The 21,897-nt window shown below is 68.5% G+C and carries 28 protein-coding genes; 16 read left to right on the top strand and 12 right to left on the bottom strand.

The genetic code is table 11. The features are described from left to right. Positions 1 to 109 precede the first annotated feature (109 nt). Together ACXIZN_RS33445 and ACXIZN_RS33440 are read right to left on the bottom strand one after the other, a co-directional pair. The gene (locus ACXIZN_RS33445) at positions 110 to 751 is read right to left on the bottom strand and encodes a pyridoxine/pyridoxamine 5'-phosphate oxidase (RefSeq protein WP_457958976.1); all 642 of its coding nucleotides are present in this window, start codon (positions 749 to 751) and stop codon (positions 110 to 112) included. Beyond that, positions 751 to 1,473 (bottom strand): hypothetical protein, encoded by a 723-nt coding sequence (locus ACXIZN_RS33440; protein ID WP_457958975.1) that lies wholly within the window; start codon positions 1,471 to 1,473, stop codon positions 751 to 753. Before ACXIZN_RS33440 ends, ACXIZN_RS33445 begins: the two co-directional genes overlap by 1 nt. A gap of 73 nt (positions 1,474 to 1,546) precedes the next feature. Here ACXIZN_RS33440 and ACXIZN_RS33435 point away from each other — a divergent pair, with 73 nt between their 5' ends. From ACXIZN_RS33435 to ACXIZN_RS33420, 4 genes are all read left to right on the top strand, one after another. After that, a complete protein-coding gene (locus ACXIZN_RS33435; protein WP_457958974.1) occupies positions 1,547 to 2,071 on the top strand; it encodes a DUF2020 domain-containing protein in 525 nt (174 codons plus the stop codon). Positions 2,072 to 2,239: 168 nt separating this feature from the next. Then, positions 2,240 to 2,692: a DUF6918 family protein gene (locus ACXIZN_RS33430; protein ID WP_126734777.1), complete on the top strand. Its 453-nt coding sequence runs from the start codon at positions 2,240 to 2,242 to the stop codon at positions 2,690 to 2,692. Between the two features lie 166 nt (positions 2,693 to 2,858). Next, entirely contained in the window at positions 2,859 to 3,248 is a 390-nt protein-coding gene (locus ACXIZN_RS33425; RefSeq protein ID WP_457958973.1) for a nuclear transport factor 2 family protein, read from the top strand. Continuing rightward, positions 3,245 to 3,457: a heavy-metal-associated domain-containing protein gene (locus ACXIZN_RS33420; RefSeq protein WP_457958972.1), complete on the top strand. Its 213-nt coding sequence runs from the start codon at positions 3,245 to 3,247 to the stop codon at positions 3,455 to 3,457. Before ACXIZN_RS33425 ends, ACXIZN_RS33420 begins: the two co-directional genes overlap by 4 nt. A 68-nt stretch (positions 3,458 to 3,525) precedes the next feature. On the opposite strand, the gene ACXIZN_RS33415 is transcribed toward ACXIZN_RS33420, so the two are convergent. Continuing rightward, a complete protein-coding gene (locus ACXIZN_RS33415; RefSeq protein WP_457958971.1) occupies positions 3,526 to 4,254 on the bottom strand; it encodes a hypothetical protein in 729 nt (242 codons plus the stop codon). 89 nt (positions 4,255 to 4,343) lie between these two features. Here ACXIZN_RS33415 and ACXIZN_RS33410 point away from each other — a divergent pair, with 89 nt between their 5' ends. From ACXIZN_RS33410 to ACXIZN_RS33400, 3 genes are all read left to right on the top strand, one after another. Then, the gene (locus ACXIZN_RS33410) at positions 4,344 to 4,898 is read left to right on the top strand and encodes a peptidylprolyl isomerase (protein WP_037333946.1); all 555 of its coding nucleotides are present in this window, start codon (positions 4,344 to 4,346) and stop codon (positions 4,896 to 4,898) included. 43 nt (positions 4,899 to 4,941) lie between these two features. Continuing rightward, positions 4,942 to 5,904, top strand: coding sequence for a rhomboid family intramembrane serine protease (locus tag ACXIZN_RS33405; protein ID WP_457958970.1), 963 nt, complete (start codon positions 4,942 to 4,944; stop codon positions 5,902 to 5,904). Between the two features lie 100 nt (positions 5,905 to 6,004). Next, complete coding sequence (locus tag ACXIZN_RS33400; RefSeq protein WP_457958969.1) at positions 6,005 to 6,493, top strand: hypothetical protein; 489 nt, start codon at positions 6,005 to 6,007, stop codon at positions 6,491 to 6,493. On the opposite strand, the gene ACXIZN_RS33395 is transcribed toward ACXIZN_RS33400, so the two are convergent. Both ACXIZN_RS33395 and crgA read right to left on the bottom strand, forming a co-directional pair. Next, a complete protein-coding gene (locus ACXIZN_RS33395) occupies positions 6,478 to 6,855 on the bottom strand; it encodes a PH domain-containing protein (RefSeq protein WP_457958968.1) in 378 nt (125 codons plus the stop codon). The two genes, ACXIZN_RS33400 and ACXIZN_RS33395, sit on opposite strands and share 16 nt — an antisense overlap. 118 nt (positions 6,856 to 6,973) lie before the next feature. Continuing rightward, a complete protein-coding gene (gene crgA, locus ACXIZN_RS33390) occupies positions 6,974 to 7,240 on the bottom strand; it encodes a cell division protein CrgA (RefSeq protein WP_126734831.1) in 267 nt (88 codons plus the stop codon). Between the two features lie 210 nt (positions 7,241 to 7,450). Here crgA and ACXIZN_RS33385 point away from each other — a divergent pair, with 210 nt between their 5' ends. From ACXIZN_RS33385 to ACXIZN_RS33375, 3 genes are read left to right on the top strand one after another with little or no spacing between them, the layout of a single operon-like run. Continuing rightward, complete coding sequence (locus ACXIZN_RS33385; protein ID WP_457958967.1) at positions 7,451 to 8,566, top strand: class E sortase; 1,116 nt, start codon at positions 7,451 to 7,453, stop codon at positions 8,564 to 8,566. Continuing rightward, complete coding sequence (locus ACXIZN_RS33380; protein ID WP_257483564.1) at positions 8,566 to 8,721, top strand: hypothetical protein; 156 nt, start codon at positions 8,566 to 8,568, stop codon at positions 8,719 to 8,721. Before ACXIZN_RS33385 ends, ACXIZN_RS33380 begins: the two co-directional genes overlap by 1 nt. Continuing rightward, positions 8,676 to 9,701, top strand: coding sequence for an LLM class flavin-dependent oxidoreductase (locus ACXIZN_RS33375; protein WP_457958966.1), 1,026 nt, complete (start codon positions 8,676 to 8,678; stop codon positions 9,699 to 9,701). The genes ACXIZN_RS33380 and ACXIZN_RS33375 overlap by 46 nt, the downstream gene beginning before the upstream one ends. Here ACXIZN_RS33375 and ACXIZN_RS33370 read toward each other — a convergent pair. The 3 genes from ACXIZN_RS33370 to ACXIZN_RS33360 all read right to left on the bottom strand — a co-directional run bounded on the left by ACXIZN_RS33370 (position 9,698) and on the right by ACXIZN_RS33360 (position 11,661). After that, positions 9,698 to 10,090 carry an SCO5389 family protein gene (locus tag ACXIZN_RS33370; RefSeq protein WP_034321968.1) on the bottom strand — a complete coding sequence of 131 codons (393 nt, stop codon included), beginning with the start codon at positions 10,088 to 10,090 and terminating at the stop codon, positions 9,698 to 9,700. The two genes, ACXIZN_RS33375 and ACXIZN_RS33370, sit on opposite strands and share 4 nt — an antisense overlap. 110 nt (positions 10,091 to 10,200) lie before the next feature. Continuing rightward, positions 10,201 to 10,935 carry an ABC transporter permease gene (locus tag ACXIZN_RS33365; protein ID WP_457958965.1) on the bottom strand — a complete coding sequence of 245 codons (735 nt, stop codon included), beginning with the start codon at positions 10,933 to 10,935 and terminating at the stop codon, positions 10,201 to 10,203. 15 nt (positions 10,936 to 10,950) lie between these two features. Continuing rightward, complete coding sequence (locus ACXIZN_RS33360; RefSeq protein WP_457958964.1) at positions 10,951 to 11,661, bottom strand: ABC transporter ATP-binding protein; 711 nt, start codon at positions 11,659 to 11,661, stop codon at positions 10,951 to 10,953. 133 nt (positions 11,662 to 11,794) lie between these two features. On the opposite strand from ACXIZN_RS33360, the gene ACXIZN_RS33355 reads away from it, so the two are divergent. Further along, positions 11,795 to 13,570 carry a sensor histidine kinase gene (locus tag ACXIZN_RS33355; protein WP_457958963.1) on the top strand — a complete coding sequence of 592 codons (1,776 nt, stop codon included), beginning with the start codon at positions 11,795 to 11,797 and terminating at the stop codon, positions 13,568 to 13,570. Then, positions 13,510 to 14,166 (top strand): response regulator, encoded by a 657-nt coding sequence (locus tag ACXIZN_RS33350; protein ID WP_126734789.1) that lies wholly within the window; start codon positions 13,510 to 13,512, stop codon positions 14,164 to 14,166. The genes ACXIZN_RS33355 and ACXIZN_RS33350 overlap by 61 nt, the downstream gene beginning before the upstream one ends. 52 nt (positions 14,167 to 14,218) lie before the next feature. Here ACXIZN_RS33350 and ACXIZN_RS33345 read toward each other — a convergent pair whose 3' ends face one another. Further along, positions 14,219 to 15,538, bottom strand: coding sequence for an FAD-dependent oxidoreductase (locus ACXIZN_RS33345; RefSeq protein WP_457960665.1), 1,320 nt, complete (start codon positions 15,536 to 15,538; stop codon positions 14,219 to 14,221). A gap of 111 nt (positions 15,539 to 15,649) precedes the next feature. Between ACXIZN_RS33345 and ACXIZN_RS33340 the strand changes: the two genes are divergently transcribed. Genes ACXIZN_RS33340 through ACXIZN_RS33325 form a run of 4 tightly spaced genes read left to right on the top strand, consistent with a single transcriptional unit; the run spans position 15,650 to position 18,262 of the window. Next, positions 15,650 to 16,294 (top strand): aminodeoxychorismate/anthranilate synthase component II, encoded by a 645-nt coding sequence (locus tag ACXIZN_RS33340; protein ID WP_457958962.1) that lies wholly within the window; start codon positions 15,650 to 15,652, stop codon positions 16,292 to 16,294. After that, positions 16,291 to 17,088 carry an ATP-binding cassette domain-containing protein gene (locus ACXIZN_RS33335; protein ID WP_457958961.1) on the top strand — a complete coding sequence of 266 codons (798 nt, stop codon included), beginning with the start codon at positions 16,291 to 16,293 and terminating at the stop codon, positions 17,086 to 17,088. The genes ACXIZN_RS33340 and ACXIZN_RS33335 overlap by 4 nt, the downstream gene beginning before the upstream one ends. Continuing rightward, positions 17,076 to 17,720, top strand: coding sequence for a hypothetical protein (locus tag ACXIZN_RS33330; protein ID WP_457958960.1), 645 nt, complete (start codon positions 17,076 to 17,078; stop codon positions 17,718 to 17,720). The genes ACXIZN_RS33335 and ACXIZN_RS33330 overlap by 13 nt, the downstream gene beginning before the upstream one ends. Beyond that, positions 17,720 to 18,262, top strand: coding sequence for an AAA family ATPase (locus ACXIZN_RS33325; RefSeq protein ID WP_457958959.1), 543 nt, complete (start codon positions 17,720 to 17,722; stop codon positions 18,260 to 18,262). The genes ACXIZN_RS33330 and ACXIZN_RS33325 overlap by 1 nt, the downstream gene beginning before the upstream one ends. Positions 18,263 to 18,306: 44 nt before the next feature. Here the strand turns inward: ACXIZN_RS33325 and ACXIZN_RS33320 are convergent, their stop codons facing one another. The 3 genes from ACXIZN_RS33320 to ACXIZN_RS33310 all read right to left on the bottom strand — a co-directional run bounded on the left by ACXIZN_RS33320 (position 18,307) and on the right by ACXIZN_RS33310 (position 21,897). Further along, a complete protein-coding gene (locus ACXIZN_RS33320; protein ID WP_457958958.1) occupies positions 18,307 to 18,546 on the bottom strand; it encodes a type II toxin-antitoxin system Phd/YefM family antitoxin in 240 nt (79 codons plus the stop codon). 82 nt (positions 18,547 to 18,628) lie between these two features. Further along, a complete protein-coding gene (gene pknB, locus ACXIZN_RS33315; RefSeq protein ID WP_457960664.1) occupies positions 18,629 to 20,593 on the bottom strand; it encodes a Stk1 family PASTA domain-containing Ser/Thr kinase in 1,965 nt (654 codons plus the stop codon). Then, on the bottom strand, positions 20,590 to 21,897 hold the full coding sequence (locus ACXIZN_RS33310) for a protein kinase domain-containing protein (protein ID WP_457958957.1): 1,308 nt from the start codon (positions 21,895 to 21,897) through the stop codon (positions 20,590 to 20,592). The genes pknB and ACXIZN_RS33310 overlap by 4 nt, the downstream gene beginning before the upstream one ends.

Raw genomic sequence — 21,897 nt, 5'->3', positions numbered from 1 at the left:
ACGGCGTGTGGACATTTCGCCTCCGAACGATCTGGGGACAAGGTGGCGTTCACCGTCGCCGAGGTGAATCATCCACGACAACCCGACGATCGTCGTTCCCAGTTACCGTTTACGGCCAGAGGCGCTCTTTGCGCCAGCTTCCGTTCTCGCGCCGGTAGCGGAGCCGCTTGTGCCGCCGGTCGTGGCTCGCCTGCCAGAACTCCACTTCGGACGGCGTCACCAGGTAGCGGGTCCAGGTTTCCGGTGCCACGCCGGGATTCTCGGCGACCCAGCGCTCGGCTTCCGCGGCCGCGCGGTCGAGATCGGCCGGATCTTCGAGCACCTGGGACTGCCTGCCGATGAACGCCTCCACCTGGGAAGCCGGTGGCCTGGCGGTGAAATCGGCGGCGGACACCTCGGGGTCGGCGGGCGAGACCGGGCCGCGCAGGCGCACCTGACGGCCTCGCCCCGGCCAGAAGAAGGTCAGCGCGGCGAACGGATTCTTCGCCAGCTGAACACCTTTCGGGCTTTCGGAACTCGTCGCGACCGCCCAGGTGTCCCCGTCGACGTCCTTGAGGATCACCACCCGCGCGTCCGGTACACCCTCGTCGTCCACTGTGGACAGAGTGACCGCGTGCGGCGCAAGCACGTGTTCGCCCGCTTCCTCGAGCCATTCCAGGAAAAGCTCGCGCGGGGTCGCCGGTGCGGCCTCGGTGTCGAAGTCCGGAAGTTCCTCGGGGAACGACGGCCAGCCGCGCAACGTGCGGTTCATCAGTACCCCGGCGGACGCTGCGGCGGATAACCGGGCGCGGGCGGCGGATAGTGCGGCGGATGCTGCCCCGGCGGCGGACCCTGCGCGGGCGGCGGCCCGACCGGGTACTGCGGCTGGGGCGGGGGCTGCTGCGGCTGCCAGCCGGGAGGCGGCTGCTGACCGGGCGGCGGCTGAGGCGGCCCCGGCGGCATGGGCGGCTGCTGGCCCTGCGACTGCGCCCACTGCACCTGCTGATAGACCTCGGCGGGCTGCGGGAAACAGAACGTCAGCTTCGCGTTCACCGAACCCTGCACCGCCGCGCCCCACAGCTTCCCGCCGACGAACGCGTACATCTGCGCCGCCGAAACGTCGACGGCCACCATGCGCGTCTCGCCGCCGAACTGGTTGCCGGACTTCGCCGACGCGGCCTGCGCGGCGTCCGGGTACACGCGGTCGCCGATCAGCCCGGCGATGACCACCGAAGCGGCCGTCCAGCCGACCGTGCCCATCACGTTCGCGCGCGCGTGCTGCGTCGCCAGCCTGGTGAAGTCGTACAACGCGGGCGCGGTGATCTCCGGGATCGCCGCGGCGACCACGCAGTAGTTCATCGTCGACATCATCACGGACTCGGTGAACAGGCCCACGACGGCCGCGCTCGGGCCGATCTGGACGGTGTTCAGCCTGCCGCCGCTGCGCTGGATACGCTCTGCCACCGCACCCAGGTACTGCTCCTTGCTGAGCACTGACCCTCCCGAAGACTCCTCGCGCAGCGCCATCGTCGCACGAAAACGGCGATCTGCTTCACTGGACGCCACTATGCGACGTCTTCTGATCTTGCCGCTCGTCGTGCCGCTGCTGGCGGCCTGCGGGCCGACGGAACAGCCGCCGCCCGCGGCGAGTTCGCCCGCGCCGTCGAGTACCGCGGCGCCCAGCATCCCGCCCGCCCCGGAACCCACCGGCAAGGGCCCGTGCCCGTACCTCGGCAACGATTTCGTCTCGGACGCCAACGGGCAGAAGGTCTCCAAGGTCAAGACCTCGGCCGATCAGCCGCATCCGACGTGTTTCTTCTATGCGCTGAGCGGGAAACTGCAGCTCACCGTGCGCGTGTACGTCGGCGAACCCGTCGTGGCCAAGGCGCTGGTGGATCAGGCCGCGCCCATCGACACCTCGAACCCGGCCGACGAACCGGCGGGCTGGAAGGGCGGCTACCAGCCTTCCGGCGAAGGCGCCGTTTACGCCGTCGCGAAAGGTGGGAACGCGGTAGTCGTGACCACCAACCAGAAGCAGAGCATCAAAGCACGTACGGTGGCGAAGGAGGCTATCGGTGAGCTGAAGCTCTAGGTAGTGGTATCCACACGTCAGAGTGAAGTTGATCTTGTACTACCCTGTGCCGCACGCGCGAGGTTTCGCGGGACCAGCGCGGGCGCCAGATCCGGCGGAGGCCGCCTTGCGGTGTGGCTCGGCGGCACAAAAGATCATTTCTCCCCATAAGACAAAAGGACAGGTTTCGTGGCTGACACCCTCAAGGAAATCTTGCTCGACTCCAGCCGTCGCCCGGCGGTCGTGAGCGACTTCGAAGGTCTCGTCGACGCCGAGGTCTCGGACAAGGGCGGCGTTTCGGGTGCCGTCGTGAAGACCGGCTTCGCCGCCGTCAAGAAGATCAAGCCGGGCATCATCCCCGCCGCCGTCGACACCCTGCTCGACGACTTCACCGTGGCCCTTGAGCCCTTCTACGGCGACTACAAGGCCAAGGGTGGCAACGACTTCGGTGCCTACCTGGTCAGCCGCAGCGACGAGGCTTCGGACGCGCTCCTGTCGGTGACCGACTCGCGCGCCGAGAAGAGCAGCCGCGACAGCATCAAGAAGGTCTACTCGAAGCTGCGCCCGAACGGCAAGAAGAACGTCGAGGAGGCCCTTCCCCGCCTCGGCCAGTTGATCGACAAGCACGCCGCGAACGCGTGACCCGTTCAGCCACGCGCTGAGCCGAACAACCGAAGGGGCGCCGTCCGCTCTCGACATCACGTCGAGGCGACGGCGCCCCTTCGTAATGCTTACAGCTTGTCAAGGCTAGTGCCCCGTGGATATCTTACACCGTGTAAGAGCTAGTTCATGCGGCTTGGGGAGCACCATGACGCCCTTCCACGGCACCGATCCGAAGAAGTTCATCGCGGATTTCCACGCGTCCTTCCACGACGAGCTCGTGAACAGCGACGAAGACGCGGGCGTGATCGTCGACCGCCATCACACGCCGGACATCGTGCAGTTCGCCGACGGGCACCGGATGGACCGGGAGAAGCTCATCGCGCACACCCGCCCGGTCCGCAAGAACCGGCCCACGGGGCGGATGGAAGTACACGAGGCCGTGGCGGACGGCGACCGGATCGCCGCGCGGAGCACCCTGTACGTGACGAATCGCGGCAAGGACCTCACGATGGAGGTCTATTTCTTCGGGGAGTTCACCCCCGACGGCCGGATGCGCCGGGGACACACGCTCACCCGCACCGTGCCGGCGACATGAGCGCGCGCACCTACACCGTGCGCGGAATGGCCTGCGGGCACTGCGCGGGTTTCGTCACCGAGGAGATCGAGACCATCGCGGGCGTCACCGCCGTGGCGGTGGACGTCGACGACGGCACGGTCACCGTGTCCAGCGACCAGGACCTCGACATCACCGATGTCCGCGCCGCCGTCGAAGAAGCGGGCTACGAACTCGTCACCGGAACGTGAAAGGGCCGCCCAGGACCGGACTGTGGTCCTGGGCGACCCGTTTCGCGATAGCAGATAAGGGTGAAGCGTCAGTTCTTCTTGTCGGCGGAGGCGTTCGAAGCCTGGTGCCCGTTCTTCGGCGCCGCGGGCTTGGCCGCACCCGAACCCCCAGCCGAACCCGCGGCCGGACCGGAAGCAGCGGGCTTCGCGGGGGCGGCAGGCTTCGCCGGAGCGGGTTTCGGAGCGGCCGCCGCCGGAGCGGCGGGCTTCGCCGGAGGAGCGGGCGGAGCCTTCGGCGGCGCGGGCGCGACCGGCGGCTCCTGCTTGGAACGCAGCGCGTAGGCGGCACCGGCACCGACGACGGCGATACCGATCACCCACGGCCAGCGGCGACGCTTGCGCGTCCCCTTGGCCGCGGACTTCGCCTCGACGAGCGCGGCCTTGAAGTCCTTCTTCGCGGCCTTGAAGTCCTTCTTGCCCCGGCGCTTGGACTCACCGGCGGACTTCGCGGCCTGGATGGCGGCCTTGCGCGCCTTGCGGCCCGGCTTCCGCATCTCGGAAATCCTGGCCAGCGCCTCCTTGCGAGCCGCCTTGGAGCTGCGCTTGAGCTCCTTGCGGGTCAGCTCCGTCTTCTTCGCGAGCTTCTTGCGCGCGCGACGGCTGGTCTTAGCGATCTCACCGGCGCTCTCGGAGAGCTTCTGCTCGGCTACCTCTACGGCGTGGGCGGTGGCTTCCTTACCCGCCTCGACGGCACGTTTGCGCAGGCCGAGCGCGCCGGCCTTCGCCGACTCGCTCACCGAATCTGCGGCCCGGGTCATGGCCTTCACCTCATCAATCGTTTTGATTCTGCTTCGTTGCTTGTAACCTATCGTGCCCCTTTTCCCCAGATCTTGCCGCAGATGGCACGATGAAGCTCGTGACTGAAAGCAAGGGATCCCTCATTGGTGGCGCGCTGAAGGCCACTCTGCACACCAACCAGGGTGACATCAACCTGAACCTGTTCCCCGACCACGCGCCGAAGACGGTCGCGAACTTCGTCGGGCTCGCCGAGGGCAGCAAGGAGTACACCCAGCCCAACGCGCAGGGCACGAACTCGGGCCCGTTCTACGACGGGTCGATCTTCCACCGCGTCATCGACGGTTTCATGCTGCAGGGCGGCGACCCGACCGGCACCGGCCGCGGCGGTCCCGGCTACAAGTTCGGCGACGAGTTCCACCCGGAGCTCCAGTTCTCCAAGCCGTACCTGCTGGCCATGGCCAACGCCGGACCCGGCACCAACGGCTCGCAGTTCTTCATCACCGTCGCGCCGACGACGCACCTGAACTTCAAGCACACCATCTTCGGCGAGGTCGCGGACCAGGCTTCCCGCGACGTCGTCGACGCGATCGGCCGCACGGCGACCGGTCCGGCCGACCGTCCGCTGCAGGACATCGTCATCGAGAAGGTCAGCATCAGCCGCTGATCACAGAGCCTGTCACTGGGGATTTCGGTAGGTTGGTGGCATCGTGAGCCAACCACCGAATCCCCAGTACCAGCAGGCCGCCATGCCCGGCTGCTGGTGGCACCCGAACCGGCAGACCGGGCTGAGCTGTTCACGCTGCGGTCGTCCGGCCTGCCCGGATTGCCTGCGCGAAGCCGCCGTGGGCTTCCAGTGCACGGACTGCGTCCAGGCCGGGCGCCAGCAGGATCGCGTCCAGCAGAAGCAGTACCGCGACGCCGGGTACGGCGCGCGCACGCTCGCGGGCGCCCAGCCCGTTCAGACGGCTGTCGTGACGCCTGTCCTCCTGGCGCTCAACGTCATCATCTTCTTCGTGACGGTCGCCCAGTCCGGCAGCCTCGCGAACAACAACTTCTCCGAGCTGTTCCAGTTCGGCCAGCTGTGGAATCCGGCGACGCTGGCCGGCGACGAATGGTGGCGCGTCGTCACCTCGGGCTTCCTCCAGTACGGCCTGCTGCACATCGCGAGCAACGCGTTCTCGCTGTGGTTCGTCGGCCGTCCGCTGGAGACCGCGCTCGGCCGCGTGCCGTTCACGGTGCTCTACTTCGTCTCCATGCTCGGCGGTTCGGCCGCGAACCTCGTGTTCGCCGGCCTCGACGCCGTCCCGGTGGTCGGCGCGTCCGGGGCCATCTTCGGGCTCATCGGCGCGTACACGGTCATCGTCATCAAGCTCAGGCTCAATCCGACCTGGCTGCTGGTGATCCTCGGCCTGAACGTCTTCATCACGTTCCAGGTGCCCGGTATCTCCATCCTCGGGCACGCCGGTGGTTTCGTCGCCGGGCTCCTGGTCACCTTCGCGCTGCTGTACGCCCCGGACAAGAACCGGCTGAAGTGGCAGCTCGGCGGGATCGCGATCGTCGTGGTGGCGATGATCGGGCTCATCGCCTGGAAGGACTCGCAGACGATTTCCGCGTCCTGCGAGCTCACCACCAGTCGGGGCGCGCCCACGTACGTCTGTTACCCGGAGTAGTCCCGGTTCCCCCGAGTGGGTCATCCGATTACCCGGTGGAGAAGCAACTGATCCGGGTACCTTCGAGTTGATCATTGACATCATCAACTTGGGGGTTGAGATGAAGATCCGGAAAACAGCAGTTCTCGTCGCCGTCGCCGCGCTGGCCACGGCTCTGGCACCTTCGGTCGCACAGGCGGGGCAAGCCGCCGAGACCTGTCACACCTACACCAAACGCTATTTCCTCGGCTCGGGCAGCACGATCACCCTGCGTGTCGCCTACGTCGATTCGGCGTTGAAAATCTGCTTCGGCGACCCCGGCGTGACTTCGTCGGCGGCGACGCAGACCGTCGGCACGACGGGGCCGGGCGCGGCCACCGGCTGGGAGATCACCGCGGGTTCGGCCGTGGTCGAGGACCAGCGGCCTCGCCACGTCAAGGCGAAGTTCAGCGGTTCGCTGCGGAACTGCGTCGTCAAGGTCAACCCGATCTGCTCGCCGGCCGCGCCGTACGAGATCTTCGGGGAGTACGCGCCGCCCGCGGTCGGCCCGGCCGTCCCGGGCTGGTCACACGGTCCGAACGGCGACGTCCACTACTACGACAACGCCTGACCCTTGAGGGCGGTGAGGACGTCCAGGACGTCCCTGGGGTCCTCGCCGAGGTCGATCCGGCCGAACACCAGCAGGTGTTCGCCGGATTCGACCTCGAGGGTCAGATTGTCCCGGCCGAGCCGTCGCGTCGTGCGTACCCGCAGCCGGGCTTCGGACCAGGAGTAGCGGTGCGCTCCGCCGACGGTCCTGGCCAGGATTCCGTCGGGTCCGGCGGCCAGCCGGGGACGGAGCAGGGTGCCGTGCAGCGCGAGGGCGCCCACGGACAGCATCGCCACCCCGGTCAGGACGGTGCCGCCGACGTCGCCGCCGAAGGCCAGCCACAGCACGCCTGCCAGCAAAAACAGGGTGATCAGCCAGGCCACTACCACAACGTTCTGCTGCGGCGCCCAAGAGGTGGGGTAGTTATCCACAGGGGTTATCCACACTGGGGATGAGTCACACCGGTGTAATTAGGCGTCAAGCCGCCATCCGGGGTAATGCTCACCGCCACCGCATCGTCATGAGCAACCCGGCGATCATCAGGGCGAAACCGATGGCGAAGTTCGTGTTGCCCAGATCCGCCATGAAGGGGATCTTGTCGCCCGCGATGTAGTTGACGACCAGCCATAACAGACCGATCAACATGAGGCCGAACATCACGATCTTGTAGAACAGGTTCGACGGGCCCGCCGCCTTGACCTTCACCGGCGTGCGGCGGTCGGTCGGCGGGGTGTACGCCGTCTTCTTGCGGACCTTGGACTTCGGCATCGTGTTCCTCGCGTACTGTTCGGCTTCCCTGGTGGCGATGACCCGCTTTCGGGTGCGCAACCAGCGCCACGTGCACACGTTAACGTAAACGAGCGCCGCTGGGCACCGTCCGGGACCGGTCGATTTCCCGCACTGTGACACTGGTGTCACACACGGTTCGACATTGTGCTGGTTCGACACTGCGGCTTGGTTCGAGACTGAGGAGCTTGCGTGGCTGAGCGGGAAGAGCCGGGTGGGGACCGACGGCGCCACCCCGAACGACCCCCCGGCGGAGGCCGTCCGGCCCCCCGGCGTAGGCCGGAGGACGCGATTCCGCCCCGTCGTGCCCAAGGAGCGGCGCCGGTGCCTCGCCGGAGGCCGCCGGAGGGCAGGGCGTACGACGGGCCGCCGCCGCGCCGCCGGACGGACGCGCCGCCGCCTCGACGTCGTCCCGCGCCTCCGCCGGGGTCGACCGAGGAGACCGTCATCTTCGAACCGGTCGGCGGTGGCACCGCGACCGAAGAACGTCCGCCGCGCGAACTTGGCAAGGGCGGCGCCGCCATCCGGACCGTTGGCGAGCTCCTCATCACCGCGGGCCTCGTGGTGCTGCTGTTCATGGTCTACGAGGTCTACGTGACCGACCTCTTCTCCGCGAACAAGCAGTCCGAGGCCAGTTCGGAGCTGGACGGCGAGTGGGGCAAGGACCGGCAGCTGCATCCGGACCTGGTCGACGGGAAGGCGTTCGCCAGGATCCACATCCCGGTGTTCGGCGCCGACTTCAACTTCACCATCCAGGAAGGCACCACCGAGGCCGCGCTCGAAGTCGGCCCCGGCCACTACAAGGGCACGGCGCTGCCGGGCGAGCCGGGCAACTTCGCCATCGCCGGCCACCGGGTCGGCAAGGGCGCGCCGTTCAACGACCTGGACAACCTCAGCTCGTGCGACCAGATCATCATCGAGACGCAGACCGACTTCTACATCTACAAGGTGCTGCCGTACAAGGACGAGGTCGAAGGCTGGGCGGCGGGCAAGGGCGCGCAGCCGAAGTGCAAGAACGTCGGCACCCTGCGCGACCCGAACGCCGTCGACGGCGGCGCCTACGGCGAGACCAACGGCCGCCGCATCGTGTTCCCGACCAAGGGCGACACGGTGAACCCGGTGCCGTACAAGGACCCGGACATCCTGCCGAAGGCCGACCAGGTCTCGCTGCTCACGCTGACGACGTGTCACCCGAAGTTCTCGGCGAAGGAACGGCTCATCATCCACGCGGTGCTGGCTCAGCAGGTGCCGAAGAACCAGGTCGGCACCTACGCCGAACTCCTGCCCAAGATCTCGGAGGCGCGCTGATGTACGGCTGGATCTGGCGCAAGCTGCCGGGGCCCTTCGCGGTGAAGCTGGTGACGGCGGTCGTGCTGGCGCTCGGGGTCGTGGCGCTGCTGATGTTCGTCGTCTTCCCGTGGCTGGAGCCACGGCTCTGGTTCAACGAAGTGAGCGTCCAGTAGACGCGCGGTTCGGCGTCTTCCTCGTCTCCGGGCGGTTTCCGGGGCAGGAGGACGCCGATGTCCTGCGCCGGTCGGTCGACGCCGCCATCGCCGCGGAACGGGCCGGGTTCGACGACGTCTGGTTCGCCGAGCACCACTTCATGCCGTACGGCGTCTGCCCGTCCGCGATCACCCTCGCCGCGCACGTGCTCGGCCGCACCGAGCGGATCGCCGTCGGCACCGCGGTGAGCGTGCTGTCGGTCGCGCATCCGGTGGCGCTGGCCGAACAGTGGTCGCTGCTCGACGCGGTCTCCGGCGGCCGGCTGCGGATCGGCGTCGGCCGGGGCGGGCCGTGGCAGGACCTGGAGGTCTTCGGCACCGGCGCGGCCCGCTACGAAACCGGGTTCGAGGAGAGCCTCGACCTGCTGCTCACGGCGATGACCTCGAAGATCGTCTCGGCCAAGGGGGAGCACTTCGACTTCCGCGAGGTGCCGATGGTGCCGCGGCCGGAGCGCGCGCCACGCATGGTCGTGGCCTGCGGCGATGCCGGCTCGCGCGCGGTCCGGATCGCCGCCGATCGCGGGCTGCCGATGCTGCTCGGGCTGCACACCGACGACGACGGCAAGATCGAAACCCTTGCCGCGTACGGGGATTCCGCCGCCGAACACGTCTCGACGGTGATGTGCCAGGTCGGGGACGACGCACTGGACGTCGTGCGCTCAGCGTTGCCGGGCTCCCTGAAAGAGGGATTCGCGGGACATGTGTACCTCGACGGCAAGCGGGGGCTGGACAAGGACCCGGTCTCCTACACCGACAAGCTGTGCGAGATGCACCCGATCGGCGGCGTGGAGTACTGCGTCGACCGGCTGGGAACGAGCATCCGGCGTACCGGGGTCTCCCACGTGATCATGATGGTGGAAGCGTCCGGTACGCCGGAGGGAACGCTCGAGAACATCGCGCGGATCGGGGAAGAGGTCCTGCCCGTGCTGCGGAGGGGCTAGCAGTCGCGGAGTTCGGGGCTCTGGTTCAGCAGCTGGCCGCGCACCGAGATGAACGCACGGTAGCGGTCACTGTCCACTTGGGACGGTTTGAACGCGGCGACGCGGTGGCAGTTCTGGAACGCCAGCTTCACCCCGAAGTGCCGTTCCAGTCCGCCGCGGATGGAGTCCGAGGCCAGCGCCCGCAGCAGCTGGCCGCGTTCGGCCTCGCTCGGCGGCGGCGTCTCGTTGTCGGCGAACCCGTCGGCCGCGCCTTCGGCCTCCGCGATGACACCGGTGATCACGGTCCAGGCGTAGGGCAGGGATTCCCGGACACAGGCGACGAACTCGGCGTCGGAGACCTCCCCGCGCTCGGCCTTCTCCAGCAGCGCGGGCGATACATCCAGAGACATCGGACCTCCGAGAGAGACACAGTGAACGTGGGCCGTCTTCCTGACTACTCACCCGCGGGCCAAGCCACAAGAGAAAACGATCATCATCACCACTTTGGCGGAAGCGGCCGTCACTCCCAGCGAAAGAGCTTCGCCGCCACGACACAACTGCCCACCGCGAAAGCCGCCAGAACGGCGAGTTGCAGCGGCTGCGCGCCAGTGCCGGTCCAGGCGTCTTCGAGGGCCTTCACCCCTGGCGGGACGTACGCGCCGATGTCCCGGACGACCTCCGGCAGCAACGGGCGCGGCAGCCAGACGCCGCCGAGGAACATGACCGGGACGTAGGCGATCAACGCGATCCCGCCCGCGGCGCGGCTGGTCTTGGCGACCGCCGCCGCGATCAGGCCGAGGCCGAAGATCGCGGTCGTGCCGAGGACGAACGTCAGCAGGAAGCCGAGCGGGTGACGCGGGCTGGGGACGTCGAAGACCGCGCCCGCCGTCACGAGGAGGATGCCGACCCCGCCGATCGTCACGGTGACGTTGATGATCAGCTGCGCCACCAGCAGCTGGGCCGGGTGCACCGGGGTGGTGGCAAAGCGGCGGAGGATGCCCTGTTCGCGGTACGAGGCGATGATCCCGGGGATCGCCTGCAGGCCCATCATGGCCATGGTCAGCACGATCATCGACGGCACCCAGGCGTCGAGGAAGCGCATCCCGGTCGTCGTTCCGCTCTCCGCGCGTATGCCGGGGATCGCCCCGAGCACGGCCGTGATGGCCGTCGGCAGGAGCAGCCCGCCGAGGACGAAGCCGGGTGTGCGGAGAGCGAGTTTCGTTTCGGTGAGGGTGATCTTGGCGAGCGTGTTCATTTCCGTCTCCTCGGATCAGTCGCGGCCGGTCAGGGTCACGAAGGCCTCGTCCAAAGTGGATTTGCCGGCGCGGTCGCGGAGTGCGGCCGGGGTGCCGGTGGCGACCACGCGGCCGGCGTCGAAGATCGCGAGGCGGTCGCAGAGGCGTTCGGCCTCGTCCATGAAATGCGTGACGAGCAGGACGGTGACGCCGGCGTCGCGCACGGTCTCGACGAGCTTCCAGGTGTCGCGGCGGGCGTGCGGGTCCAGTCCGGTGGTCAGCTCGTCGAGGACGGCGACCTCGGGGCGGCCGACCAGCGCGAGCGCGATCGAGACGCGCTGCTTCTGGCCGCCGGAAAGCTTGCCGAAGTACTGGTCCCGCTGCCCGGTGAGACCCAGCTTCGCGAGCAGGTCGCCGGTGTCGGCGGGATTCGCGTAGAAGGACGCGTAGAGGTCGAGCGCCTCGTGGACCTTGATCTTGTCCGGCAGGCGGCTCTCCTGGAGCTGCGAGCCGAGGCGCTGCCGCAGCGCGGTGTGGTCCTTGCCGGGGTCGAGACCGAGGACCGACATGGTGCCGGAGTCCGGCGTCCGCAGTCCCTGGAGGCATTCGACCGTGGTGGTCTTGCCCGCGCCGTTGGTCCCGAGGATCCCGAAGATCTCGCCCTGTTCCACGTGGAACGAAACGTCGTCGACCGCGACGTGCTCCCCGTACGTCTTGCGGAGGTTGCTGACTTCGATGAGTGGCATGCGAAAAACGTTATGGCGCAACGGACTTGGCCAGAATGGCGCTGAACCCACAACCGGGGTGGGGCTGGACCCACCCTGATCGGGGGCCTGCGGTCACTGTGCCGGGCCGGGCCGGTGGGGAAGACTTCGCCGCATGATCCGCACCTACCTCACCTCTGTGCGCCGGGGCTTCGCGCTCGCGGGCTTGGCGCTGGTGAGCTGGCTCGACCTGCTGCTCGAACTGGTGGGTTTCTGCCTGCTCTGTGTCGGCCTGGTCTTCGCCTACACGCTGGCGCTCGAAGGGACGCGTCCGCGCGCCGCGCTCACCAGGCGGCTGGCCGGGCGCTGGTGCGGTGTCGACGTCGAACCGCCTTACCGGCCGGCGCCGCCGGAACCGGAACGCGAGCGCGACGGCTGGTACCGCGACGGGAACAGCCTGTTCAAGCGGTCGTGGTTCATCAAGTGGACCAAACGGTTCGAGTGGATCTCCGACGATCCCGCGACCGGCCGCGACCTCGGCTGGCAGCTGTGGAATCCGGTCGCGGGCCTGCTGCTGGTGCCCGCGGTCCTGCTGACCGGGCCGCGCGCGCTCCGGCTGTACGGGAAGTGGACGCGCTGGTGGCTCGGACCCCGCCCGGCTCGCGCCGGGGACGGCTGGGTGAGAAGCGGGTCGAAGGCACTGGGGTTCCAGCTGGGCCTGTTCGCGCTTTCGGTCGCGCAACTGGGGATGGCGATCCCGACGCTGCTCAGCCTGATCTGGCCGTCGCCGCTGTTCCCGACGATGGTCGTCGCCGGTCGCACGGTGACCGACACCCTGCGCCGCGAGGCCAAGACCTGGACCGGGGTGCGGATCGACCGGCCGTATCTGCCGGAGCCGCCGTTCCCCGTCCCCCGGCCGGACGGGATGTACCAGTACGGACGGCAGCTGTACGACACACCTTGGTGGCCGGCGCGGCTGGCGCGCTTGCGCTGGGTCATACGAGACCGGGCGACCTGGCGCGATCTGGCGGCCGCGGTGGTCGACTCGGTGGTGTTGCTGCTGATGGTGGTGCCGACGGCGGCACTGGTGTTCGGCGGTATGGGGGGCTTGGCCGCCCTTTGGATCTCGCGGCCGTTCGGGCAAGCGCTCGCGCTGACTCCTGTCGCGGTGGCTGCGATCATCGCCGGACTACTCGCGACGCCGTGGCTGGCCCGCTCGGGAGCGCGCTTCGCGAAGCTGCTTCTCGGGCCGACAGAGGCTTCGCGGCTGGCGCAGCGTGTCGAACGGCTGAAGCAGACGCGGACCGACGCGTCGGTCGCGCAGGCCGCCGAGCTGCGGCGTATCGAGCGCGACCTGCACGACGGTGTCCAGTCGCGGCTGGTCGCGATGGGGATGAAGCTGGGCGCGGTCGAAGCTCTGATCGACAGCGACCCGGCCGCGGCGAAAAGGCTGGCGGCCGAGCTGCGGCAGACGTCGTCCGAGACGTTGACCGAATTGCGGCTGCTGGTGCGCGGGATTCACCCGCCGGTGTTGTCCGAGCGGGGACTCGGTGACGCGGTGCGGGCGATGGCGCTGGACAGTCCGCTGCGGGCGTCGGTGAACGGCGTCCTGCCTCGGCTTGAGCAGCCCGCCGAGGCGTGCGCGTACTTCGCGGTCAGCGAGTTGCTGGGCAACGCGGCGAAACACGGCGAGGCGCGGCGCGTGTCGATCGAACTGGCCTACGACGACGGTCTGTTGCGGATCGAGGTGACCGACGACGGCAAGGGCGGCGCGAACCCGGCCCGGGGGAGCGGGATTCGCGGGATCGAACGCAGGCTGGGCGCCTTCGACGGTAGTTTTGCCTTGACCAGCCCGCCCGGCGGGCCGACGAAGGCGATCATGGAGCTCCCGTGCCAGCTCGACCCCGATGCGTCGTCGCCGAGGACCAGTACCTCCTCCGAGACGGCTTGACGCATTTGCTGACCGCGCACGGTTTCGACGTCGTCGAGGCGGTGGGCACCGGGCCGGAGCTGGACCGGGCGCTGCGTACGCACCGGCCCGATGTCTCGGTCGTCGACGTCCGGATGCCGCCGACACTCACCGACGAAGGACTTCAGGTCGCGCTGGCCGTACGGCGAGACATCCCCGGGTTGCCGATTCTCGTTCTGTCACAACACGTCGAGCAGCTCTACGCGCGTGAGCTGCTCGCCGACGGCGCCGGCGCGATCGGCTATCTGCTGAAGGACCGCGTGTTCAACGCGGACCAGTTCATCGACGCGGTGCGGCGGGTGGCGGGCGGCGGGACCGCGATGGATCCCGAAGTGATCGCGAAACTGGTGGCGGGCAACGCTTCCGACCCCCTTTCCGCGCTGACCCCGCGCGAACGCGAGGTGCTCGGGCTGATGGCGGAGGGCTGCTCCAACGCCGCCATCGCTTCGCGGCTGCACTTCAGCGAGGGCGCGGTGGGGAAGCACACCGCGAACATCTTCGCGAAGCTCGGCATCGTCGCCTCGGACGACACGAACCGCCGGGTCCTGGCCGTCCTGGCCTACCTGGGAACGCCGTGAAGGCCTCCTTCCCTACCTTGAGAGTAGGGAAGGAGGCCTTCACGGACAGGGTTCAGGAGCGCGAGATGCGGGTCATCTCGTCGCGTTCCACGACCTTCACGCGTTCCCGGCCGTGCGGGGCGCCCAGCGACTTCTCGTGGGCGTCGAGCTTGCCCCAGCCTTCCCAGGTGGTGAAGGGAACGCCGCGTTCGGTCAGGAAACCGAGGATCGCGTCGGGGTCCTCGACGGCCGGGGCCGTGAGATTGTCGGCGTCGGCCAGCAGGCTCGCGATCGTTTCGGCCGCGTCGCCCTTGGTGTGACCGATGAGGCCGACCGGACCACGCTTGATCCAGCCGGTCACGTAGACGCCCGGCACCTGCTCCTCGTCGATGTCCAGCACCCGGCCCGCCTGGTTCGGCACGGTGCCGGTGGTGTGGTCGAACGGGATCTCCGGCAGATGCGACGACAGGTAACCCACCGCGCGGTAGACGGCCTGGACGTCCCAGTCGTGGAACTCGCCGGTGCCGCGCACGTTGCCGTCACCGGTCAGTTCGGTGCGCTCGGTCCGCAGCCCGGTCACCTTGCCGTCCTCGCCGACGATCTCGCACGGCGAGTGCAGGAAGTGCAGGTGCAGCCGCTTCGGCCGGTCGCCCTGGTCGCGGATCGCCCACTCCTGCAGCGTCTTCACGACCATGTCGATCTGCTTCGACGCCCGCAGCGCGGCGATGCTGCCCTCGTCGAACTCGATGTCCTCGGGGTAGACGATGACCTCGACGTTCGGCGAGTGGTCCAGCTCGCGCAGCTCCAGCGGCGTGAACTTCGCCTGCGCCGGGCCGCGACGGCCGAACACGTGCACGTCGGTGACCGGGCTGGCCTTCAGCCCCTGGTAGACGTTGTCCGGGATGTCGGTGCTGAGCAGCTCGTCGGCGGTCTTCGCGAGGATCCGTGCCACGTCGAGCGCCACGTTCCCGACCCCGAGGACCGCGACCGAGGTCGCGTTCAGCGGCCAGGTGCGCGGCACGTCCGGGTGCCCGTCGTACCAGGAGACGAAGTCGGCGGCGCCGTAGCTGCCGTCGAGGTCGATCCCGGGGATGTCGAGCGCCCGGTCGGCCATCGCGCCGGTCGAGAAGATCACCGCGTCGTAGAACTGGCGCAGGTCGTCGAGCTTCAGGTCGGTCCCGTAGTCGACGTTGCCCAGCAGCCGGATGTTCGGCTTGTCGAGGACCTTGTGCAGGGCGGTGACGATGCCCTTGATCCGGGGGTGGTCGGGCGCGACGCCGTACCGGATCAGCCCGAACGGCGCCGGCATGCGCTCGAACAGGTCGATCGTCACGTCGGCGTCGGACTTGTCGAGGATGTCGGCGGCGTAGATGCCGGCCGGACCGGCACCCACGATGGCTACACGAAGAGAACGGCTCACTCCTACCACGGTAAGTTAGGTAGCCCTAACAATCATTGTGATCTGGCGTACGGTCCACCTGCTGGGAGCCGCTAAGCTGGCTTCATGCGCGTGCTCGTCGTCGACAACTACGACAGTTTTGTCTACAACCTGGTCCAGTACCTGGCCCAGCTCGGCGCCGACTGCACCGTCTGGCGTAACGACGTGGTGGAGCTCGACAAGCTCGGCGAGTTCGACGCGGTTCTCGTCTCTCCCGGCCCCGGAACCCCGGAACGCGCTGGTCAGAGCATGGACGTCATCCGTGAATGCGCCGACAAGCGCATCCCGATGCTCGGCGTCTGCCTCGGCCATCAGGCCCTCGGCGTCGTCTTCGGCGCCACCGTCGACCGCGCCCCGGAACTGCTGCACGGCAAGACCAGTCAAGTCCACCATTCGGGCGACGGAGTGCTCGCCGGGCTCCCCTCGGAATTCACCGCCACGCGGTACCACTCGCTGACCGTTTTGCCCGAAACCATCGACGGCGCCGTGTTCGAGATCACAGGCCGCACCGAGTCCGGTGTCGTGATGGGCATGCGTCACCGCGAGCTGCCGCTCGAAGGCGTCCAGTTCCACCCCGAATCCGTGCTCACCCAGGGTGGGCACCGGATGCTGGCGAACTGGATGGCCTCGGCCGGGCACCCGGTCCCCGACGCCAGGGTCAACGAACTCGAACAGGAGACCCGCGCGCTGCAGAAGGCCGCTGCTGCGTGACTTCGCTGATCCGGCTCGAAGGAGTCGGTAAGCGCTACGGCCGCGGCGAACCCGTGCTCGCCGACGTCGACCTCGACATCCCGGCGGGTCGCGTGGTCGGCGTCCTCGGCTCCAACGGTTCGGGGAAGTCGACGCTGCTCAGGATCCTCGCGGCGCTTTCCCGGGTGACTTCGGGGAACGTCGTGGGCAGCCCGCGGGTCGGCTACCTGCCGGACCGCTTCCCGGCAGGGCAGCGGATGAGCGCCCGGGCTTACCTGCGGCATATGGCCCGCATCGACGGTCATGTCGACTTGTCGGCAATCGATCCGTTGCTGGACCGGCTGGCGCTGGTCGGCGGGCCGGACGCGCCCCTGCGGACCCTGTCCAAGGGCAACGCCCAGAAAGTCGGTCTCGCGCAGGCGGTCCTCGCCGAGCCGGAACTGCTGATCCTCGACGAGCCCTGGTCCGGGCTCGACGTCGAAGCCCACACGGTGCTCGGCGAACTCGTCGCCGAGACCAAGGAACGGGGCGCGAGCGTGGTCTTCACCGATCACCGCGCGGCCGTCGTGCACGCCCACGCCGACGTCGTCTACCGGATGGACGACGGCCTGCCGACCCACGTCGAAGCAGGCGCGACGAGGATCGTCCTGCACGGGCCCGACGGCGACTGGTCCGCGGAACCGGGCGTCAGCCAAGCCGTGGCCGAAGCCGGGAAAGTCACCTTGACCGTCGAAGCCGGGCACACGGACGCGGTCCTGCTGCGCGCGCTCAACCGCGGCTTCTCGGTCCGGGAGGTGGCGCCGTGCTCGCCATGACCCGTTATTACCTCGCGCTGCTCGGGCATTCCCAGCGCTACCTGCCCGCGATCCTCGCCTACCTCGCGGTCAACACCGTGCTCTACACGGATCCGAAGTCGCCGCTGCTGCCGCAGTACGGGATCAGCGCGGGTTCTCTGCTGGTGGTCTCGTGCTGGCTGACCATCGCGATGCTCGACGTCGAAGACCCGGTCCAGCGGCTGGTGACCTTCAGTCACGCCCGGCGTTGGCGATCGGTGCTCGGCGGTGCCACGCTGGCCGTCTTCGGCTGCGCCGCGGCGCTGATCGTCGTGACGCTGGCCTGGTCGGGCCTCCGCTCCGGCGGTTTCCCGATCGGCGCCCTCGCTCTCGGCGCCGCGGCACACGCGCTGTGCGCGCTGTTCGGGATCGCGATCGGGCTGCCCTGTTCGCGGCTGCTGGTCCCGCGCATCGGCTGGTCGGTCTTGGCGGCGATCTTCGCGCTCGCGGCCGTGCTCCTGGTGAAATGGCTGCCGCTGGCCAACCCGCTGCTGCGCGCCCTGACCTCGGAAGAACCACTGGCCGTCCCGTTCACGGTGGCCGCGGTGGCGTCGGTCGCCGTCCTGCTGCTGAGCGCGACGGCCGTCGGACACCTGCTGCGGCGCAACGCCTGATGCCGCGTCTCATCGTGCTCAACGGCCCGCCTGCCTGCGGAAAGTCGACGCTGGCGCGGCGCTACGCCGAAGACCATCCGCTGACGTTGAACCTCGACATCGACCGCGTCCGCGGCCTGCTCGGCGCCTGGCGAGACGACCCCGCGAAAGCCGGACCGCTCGCCCGCGACCTCGCCGTGAGCGCCGCGCGGACCCATCTGCTCGCGGGTCACGACGTGATCGTCCCGCAGTTCCTCGGCCGCGCCGATTTCCTCGAACGGCTGGAAACGCTTGCCGGGGAAACGGCCGCGGAGTTCCACGAGATCGTCCTCTTCGACACCAAGGACAACGCGCTCCGGCGGTTCGCCGAGCGCACCCGCGCCGCGACCGAGCCCGAACACGTCGAGGCGCACGAGATGCTGGGCGGGCCCGGACAGCTCGCGGCGATGTACGACAGGCTCGTGGACCTCGTCGCGACGCGACCGAAGGCGGTCTTGGTGCACACCAGCGCCGGGCGGATTCAGGAGGCCTACCAAGGACTTCTGGACAGCTTGGCGCCCTGATCGGTAGAGAGCGACCACCTTCACCAGCGTCGCCACGGCGAGGATCAGGGGCCGGCCACGCGGTCGATTTCCGCGAAGAACCGATCAGGATCTTCCGGCGGAAGGTCACCGAGGAGCTCGACCAGCCGGCCGAGCGGAACGAAGGCCGGTTTCTGGTCGTGCGGAACGATGTCGGCGATCGGCGTGCCATTACGCGTGAGAACAAAGCCGTGGCCGGCTTCGAGAGCACGCACGATTTCCGGCATGTCGTTCCGCAGTTCGCGTTGAGTGATCCGCCGGATCATATTTTCCAACGTAGCGACTTCGCTGCCGCAAGCAAAAGGGCCCCGCACGAAACCGTGCGGGGCCCTCTTGCTCAGCTATCGATCATCCAGGCGGGAAAAGCCGCGAGCTCGACGTCGACGTCGGCGTCTCATCGCCTTCGACGATGAACAGCGTGATCGGCGCGTTCTTGGCGACCTTCGCCCCGGCCTGTGGGTTGGTCTTGCTGACCTTGCCCGCCTGATCCCGGTCGCCGTTCTTGTCGGCCTGAGTGTCCAGCTGACCTGACCAGCCCAACTGCTGCAACTGCCGGATTGCCTGGTCGTCTGTCATGCCCTTCAGGTTCGGCATGTCGAAGGTCTCCTGGCTGCCGTTCGACACCGACAGCTTGACCACACTGCCGACGGGCAGCTTGCCGCCGTTCGGGGTCTGCTCGAGCACCGTGCCCTTGGGCTGATCGGAGTCCACGTTGGTGCTCTGCGGGGTGAACCCGGCCGCCTTCAACCCGGCTTCGGCCTCGGTCTGAAGTTTGCCCTTGTAGTTCGGGACCGTCTTCAATTCCTTGGACTTGCCGACCGTGATGTCGACCTTCGAACCCTGGTCGACCTCGGCCTGCGAAGCCGGGTTCTGCGAGATGACCTTGCCGGCCTCGTTGGTGTCTTCGGTCTCTTCCTCGGTGGTCGCGCCGAGCTTCAGGCCGGCTTCGGTCAGCGCGGCCGTGGCTTCGGCCACGCTCTTGCCCTTGAGGTCCGGCGTCTTGACCTTCTCCGGCTTCGCACCGATGGTCAGCGTGATCTTGTCCGTGGTCGGCGTCACCTGACCCTCGGCCGGGCTGATCGCGATGACCTTGTCGATCATGTTCTCGTCGCAGGCGGGCAAGCCGTTGACGGGCTCCCCGGTGCAGGGCACCTTCTTGGTCGGCTCGAACGCGTTGAAGCCCGCGCCCCGGAGCGTGTCCTTCGCGGAGGCCTCGGACTGGCCCGTGACCTTCGGGATCGCCTTGCTCTCCGCGCCGGTGCTGCTGAACGCGTTGGACAGCCACATGATCAGCAGCACCACCGCCGCCAGCGAGACCACGAGACCGGCGATGAGCCAGGCACGCCGCTTCTTCTTCGCGGCCGGGTCCTCTTCTTCGTCCTCGTACTGGTCGTAGCGCTGCGGCACCCGGCGGTCGGAGTCCATGACCTGGGTGCGCTCGTCCTCCGACATCACCATCGGCGCGGCCGGACGCTGGCCGGACAGCGTGCGGACCAGGTCCGAACGCATCTCCGCCGACGACTGGTAGCGGTTCGCCGGGCCCTTCGCGAGCGCCTTGAGCACGACGGCGTCGAGCTCGGGCGCCACGGCGGGGTTCACCGACGACGGCGGGTTCGGGTCTTCCCGGACGTGCTGGTACGCCACCGCCACGGGCGAGTCGCCGGTGAAGGGCGGCTCGCCGGTGATGAGTTCGTACAGCACACAACCGGCGGCGTAGACGTCGGAACGCGCGTCGACGGACTCACCGCGCGCCTGCTCCGGCGAGAGGTACTGCGCCGTGCCGATCACCGCGGCGGTCTGCGTCATCGCGGACTGCCCGTCGTGCATGGCGCGCGCGATGCCGAAGTCCATCACCTTGACGGCGCCGTTCTTCGTGATCATCACGTTCGCCGGTTTGACGTCGCGGTGCACGATGCCGTGCCGGTGCGAGAAGTCCAGTGCCGCGCAGACGTCGGCCATGACCTCCATCGCCCGCTTCTGCGACATCGGCCCTTCGGTCTTCACGATGTCCCGCAGAGTCCGTCCTTCGACGTACTCCATGACGATGTAGGGCAGCGGGCCGAACTCGGTGTTCGTCTCGCCCGTGTCGTAGACGGCGACGATCGCCGGGTGGTTCAGTGCCGCCGCGTTCTGTGCCTCGCGACGGAAACGTTCTTGGAACTGGGGATCCCGCGCCAGGTCGGCACGCAGGATCTTGATCGCCACCTCCCGGCCCAGGCGCACGTCGTGGCCGTGGTGGACCTCCGACATGCCTCCGTAGCCGAGCGTTTCGCCCAGCTCGTAGCGGTTGCTGAGCAGTCTTGGTGTGCTCATCTCTGCGTGCCGTTCCATTCCGTCCAAGGTTTGCTGCTCATCATTCCCGGATTCGCCTGTCCGGCCGGCTCCTCGGTGCCGCCCTCCGTCGGCACCGCTGGGTATGCGGATGTCGGCGGAGGACCTTCAGACTTCTTACCCGGAGCCGGCACCTGTTCACTCGTTTCCACGCCGCCCGACTGCGGTCCGTTGCCCGAACCGACCAGTCTCACGATGAGGAAGGCTCCTGCCACCAGTACTGCGATCAGGATCACCGCGAGCAGCACCCACCAGCCCCATTGTGGCCGTCTGCCCGGCAGGCGGCTGACCGCCATCGGCGGCGGGCCGCCGACCGGGTGCATCGCCGGATGCGACGCCGGCCCGACGGCCACCATCGGGTTCGGCGGCGAATGCGGGCCGGGCGGGACCTGCTGCGGCAGCACGGGCTGGCCCGCCGAATAGGCCACGTTGACCAGCCCCGACGGCGTCGGCAGCGGAAGCCCGGCGCGGACCGCGGCCACAGCGGCGGCGAACTCGCCACCGCTGTTGTACCGCTGTCGCGGATCCTTGATCAGGGTCGCTTCGATGACCGCGCGGGCGCCCGGCGGCACGTCCGGCGGCAGCGGCGGCGGGAGGTCGCGGATGTGCATCATCGCGACGGTCACCGCGTTCTCCGAGAGGAACGGCCGGTGCCCGGTGAGGCATTCGTAGCCGCAGACGGCCAGCGAGTAGACGTCGCTCGCCGGTTCGGCGTTGTGCCCGAGCGCCTGCTCGGGGGCGATGTAGTGGGCGGTGCCCATCACCATGCCGGACCTGGTCACGGGGGCGGCGTCGGCGGCCTTCGCGACACCGAAGTCGGTGATCTTCACCTGTCCGGCCGGGGTCACCATGATGTTGCCCGGTTTGACGTCCCGGTGCACGAGACCTGTTTCGTGCGCGGCCTGCAGGGCGTTACCGGCCTGTTCGAGGATGTCCAGGGTGCGCTCGGCGTTCAGCCGTCCTTCGCGGGTGATGATCGCGGCCAGCGGATCGCCTTCGACCAGCTCCATCACCAGATACGCGATCGACAGCTCGTCCGCGACCGTCTCGCCGTAGTCGTGCACCGCGGCGATGCCGGGGTGGTTCAGCGACGCCGTCATCCGCGCCTCGGTCCGGAACCGGTGCAGGAACTCCGCGTCGCCGGACAGCTCCGCCTTGAGGATCTTGATCGCGACCGTCCGGTCCAGCCGCGTGTCACTGGCCTGCCAGACCTCGCCCATCCCGCCGACGGCGATCCGGTTCGTCAGCTTGTACCGGTCGGCCAGCAGCTGACCCGAGGACAGCAT

The sequence above is a fragment of the Amycolatopsis sp. TRM77291 genome, assembly GCF_054166285.1.
Note: the sequence above shows the minus strand (reverse complement) of the source record. Positions and strands in the feature narration are given on the sequence as shown.

What these genes read in the sequence shown, in the direction of transcription:
- ACXIZN_RS33320 (WP_457958958.1), bottom strand. Translation starts at nt 18,546, where the DNA reads ATGATCCGGCGGATCACTCAACGCGAACTGCGGAACGACATGCCGGAA.
- ACXIZN_RS33325 (WP_457958959.1), top strand. Translation starts at nt 17,720, where the DNA reads ATGCCGCGTCTCATCGTGCTCAACGGCCCGCCTGCCTGCGGAAAGTCG.
- ACXIZN_RS33370 (WP_034321968.1), bottom strand. Translation starts at nt 10,090, where the DNA reads ATGTCTCTGGATGTATCGCCCGCGCTGCTGGAGAAGGCCGAGCGCGGG.
- crgA (WP_126734831.1), bottom strand. Translation starts at nt 7,240, where the DNA reads ATGCCGAAGTCCAAGGTCCGCAAGAAGACGGCGTACACCCCGCCGACC.
- ACXIZN_RS33365 (WP_457958965.1), bottom strand. Translation starts at nt 10,935, where the DNA reads ATGAACACGCTCGCCAAGATCACCCTCACCGAAACGAAACTCGCTCTC.
- ACXIZN_RS33415 (WP_457958971.1), bottom strand. Translation starts at nt 4,254, where the DNA reads ATGACCCGGGCCGCAGATTCGGTGAGCGAGTCGGCGAAGGCCGGCGCG.
- ACXIZN_RS33340 (WP_457958962.1), top strand. Translation starts at nt 15,650, where the DNA reads ATGCGCGTGCTCGTCGTCGACAACTACGACAGTTTTGTCTACAACCTG.
- ACXIZN_RS33410 (WP_037333946.1), top strand. Translation starts at nt 4,344, where the DNA reads ATGAAGCTCGTGACTGAAAGCAAGGGATCCCTCATTGGTGGCGCGCTG.
- ACXIZN_RS33355 (WP_457958963.1), top strand. Translation starts at nt 11,795, where the DNA reads ATGATCCGCACCTACCTCACCTCTGTGCGCCGGGGCTTCGCGCTCGCG.
- ACXIZN_RS33360 (WP_457958964.1), bottom strand. Translation starts at nt 11,661, where the DNA reads ATGCCACTCATCGAAGTCAGCAACCTCCGCAAGACGTACGGGGAGCAC.
- ACXIZN_RS33380 (WP_257483564.1), top strand. Translation starts at nt 8,566, where the DNA reads ATGTACGGCTGGATCTGGCGCAAGCTGCCGGGGCCCTTCGCGGTGAAG.
- ACXIZN_RS33425 (WP_457958973.1), top strand. Translation starts at nt 2,859, where the DNA reads ATGACGCCCTTCCACGGCACCGATCCGAAGAAGTTCATCGCGGATTTC.
- pknB (WP_457960664.1), bottom strand. Translation starts at nt 20,593, where the DNA reads ATGAGCACACCAAGACTGCTCAGCAACCGCTACGAGCTGGGCGAAACG.
- ACXIZN_RS33400 (WP_457958969.1), top strand. Translation starts at nt 6,005, where the DNA reads ATGAAGATCCGGAAAACAGCAGTTCTCGTCGCCGTCGCCGCGCTGGCC.
- ACXIZN_RS33435 (WP_457958974.1), top strand. Translation starts at nt 1,547, where the DNA reads ATGCGACGTCTTCTGATCTTGCCGCTCGTCGTGCCGCTGCTGGCGGCC.
- ACXIZN_RS33310 (WP_457958957.1), bottom strand. Translation starts at nt 21,897, where the DNA reads ATGCTGTCCTCGGGTCAGCTGCTGGCCGACCGGTACAAGCTGACGAAC.
- ACXIZN_RS33420 (WP_457958972.1), top strand. Translation starts at nt 3,245, where the DNA reads ATGAGCGCGCGCACCTACACCGTGCGCGGAATGGCCTGCGGGCACTGC.
- ACXIZN_RS33445 (WP_457958976.1), bottom strand. Translation starts at nt 751, where the DNA reads ATGAACCGCACGTTGCGCGGCTGGCCGTCGTTCCCCGAGGAACTTCCG.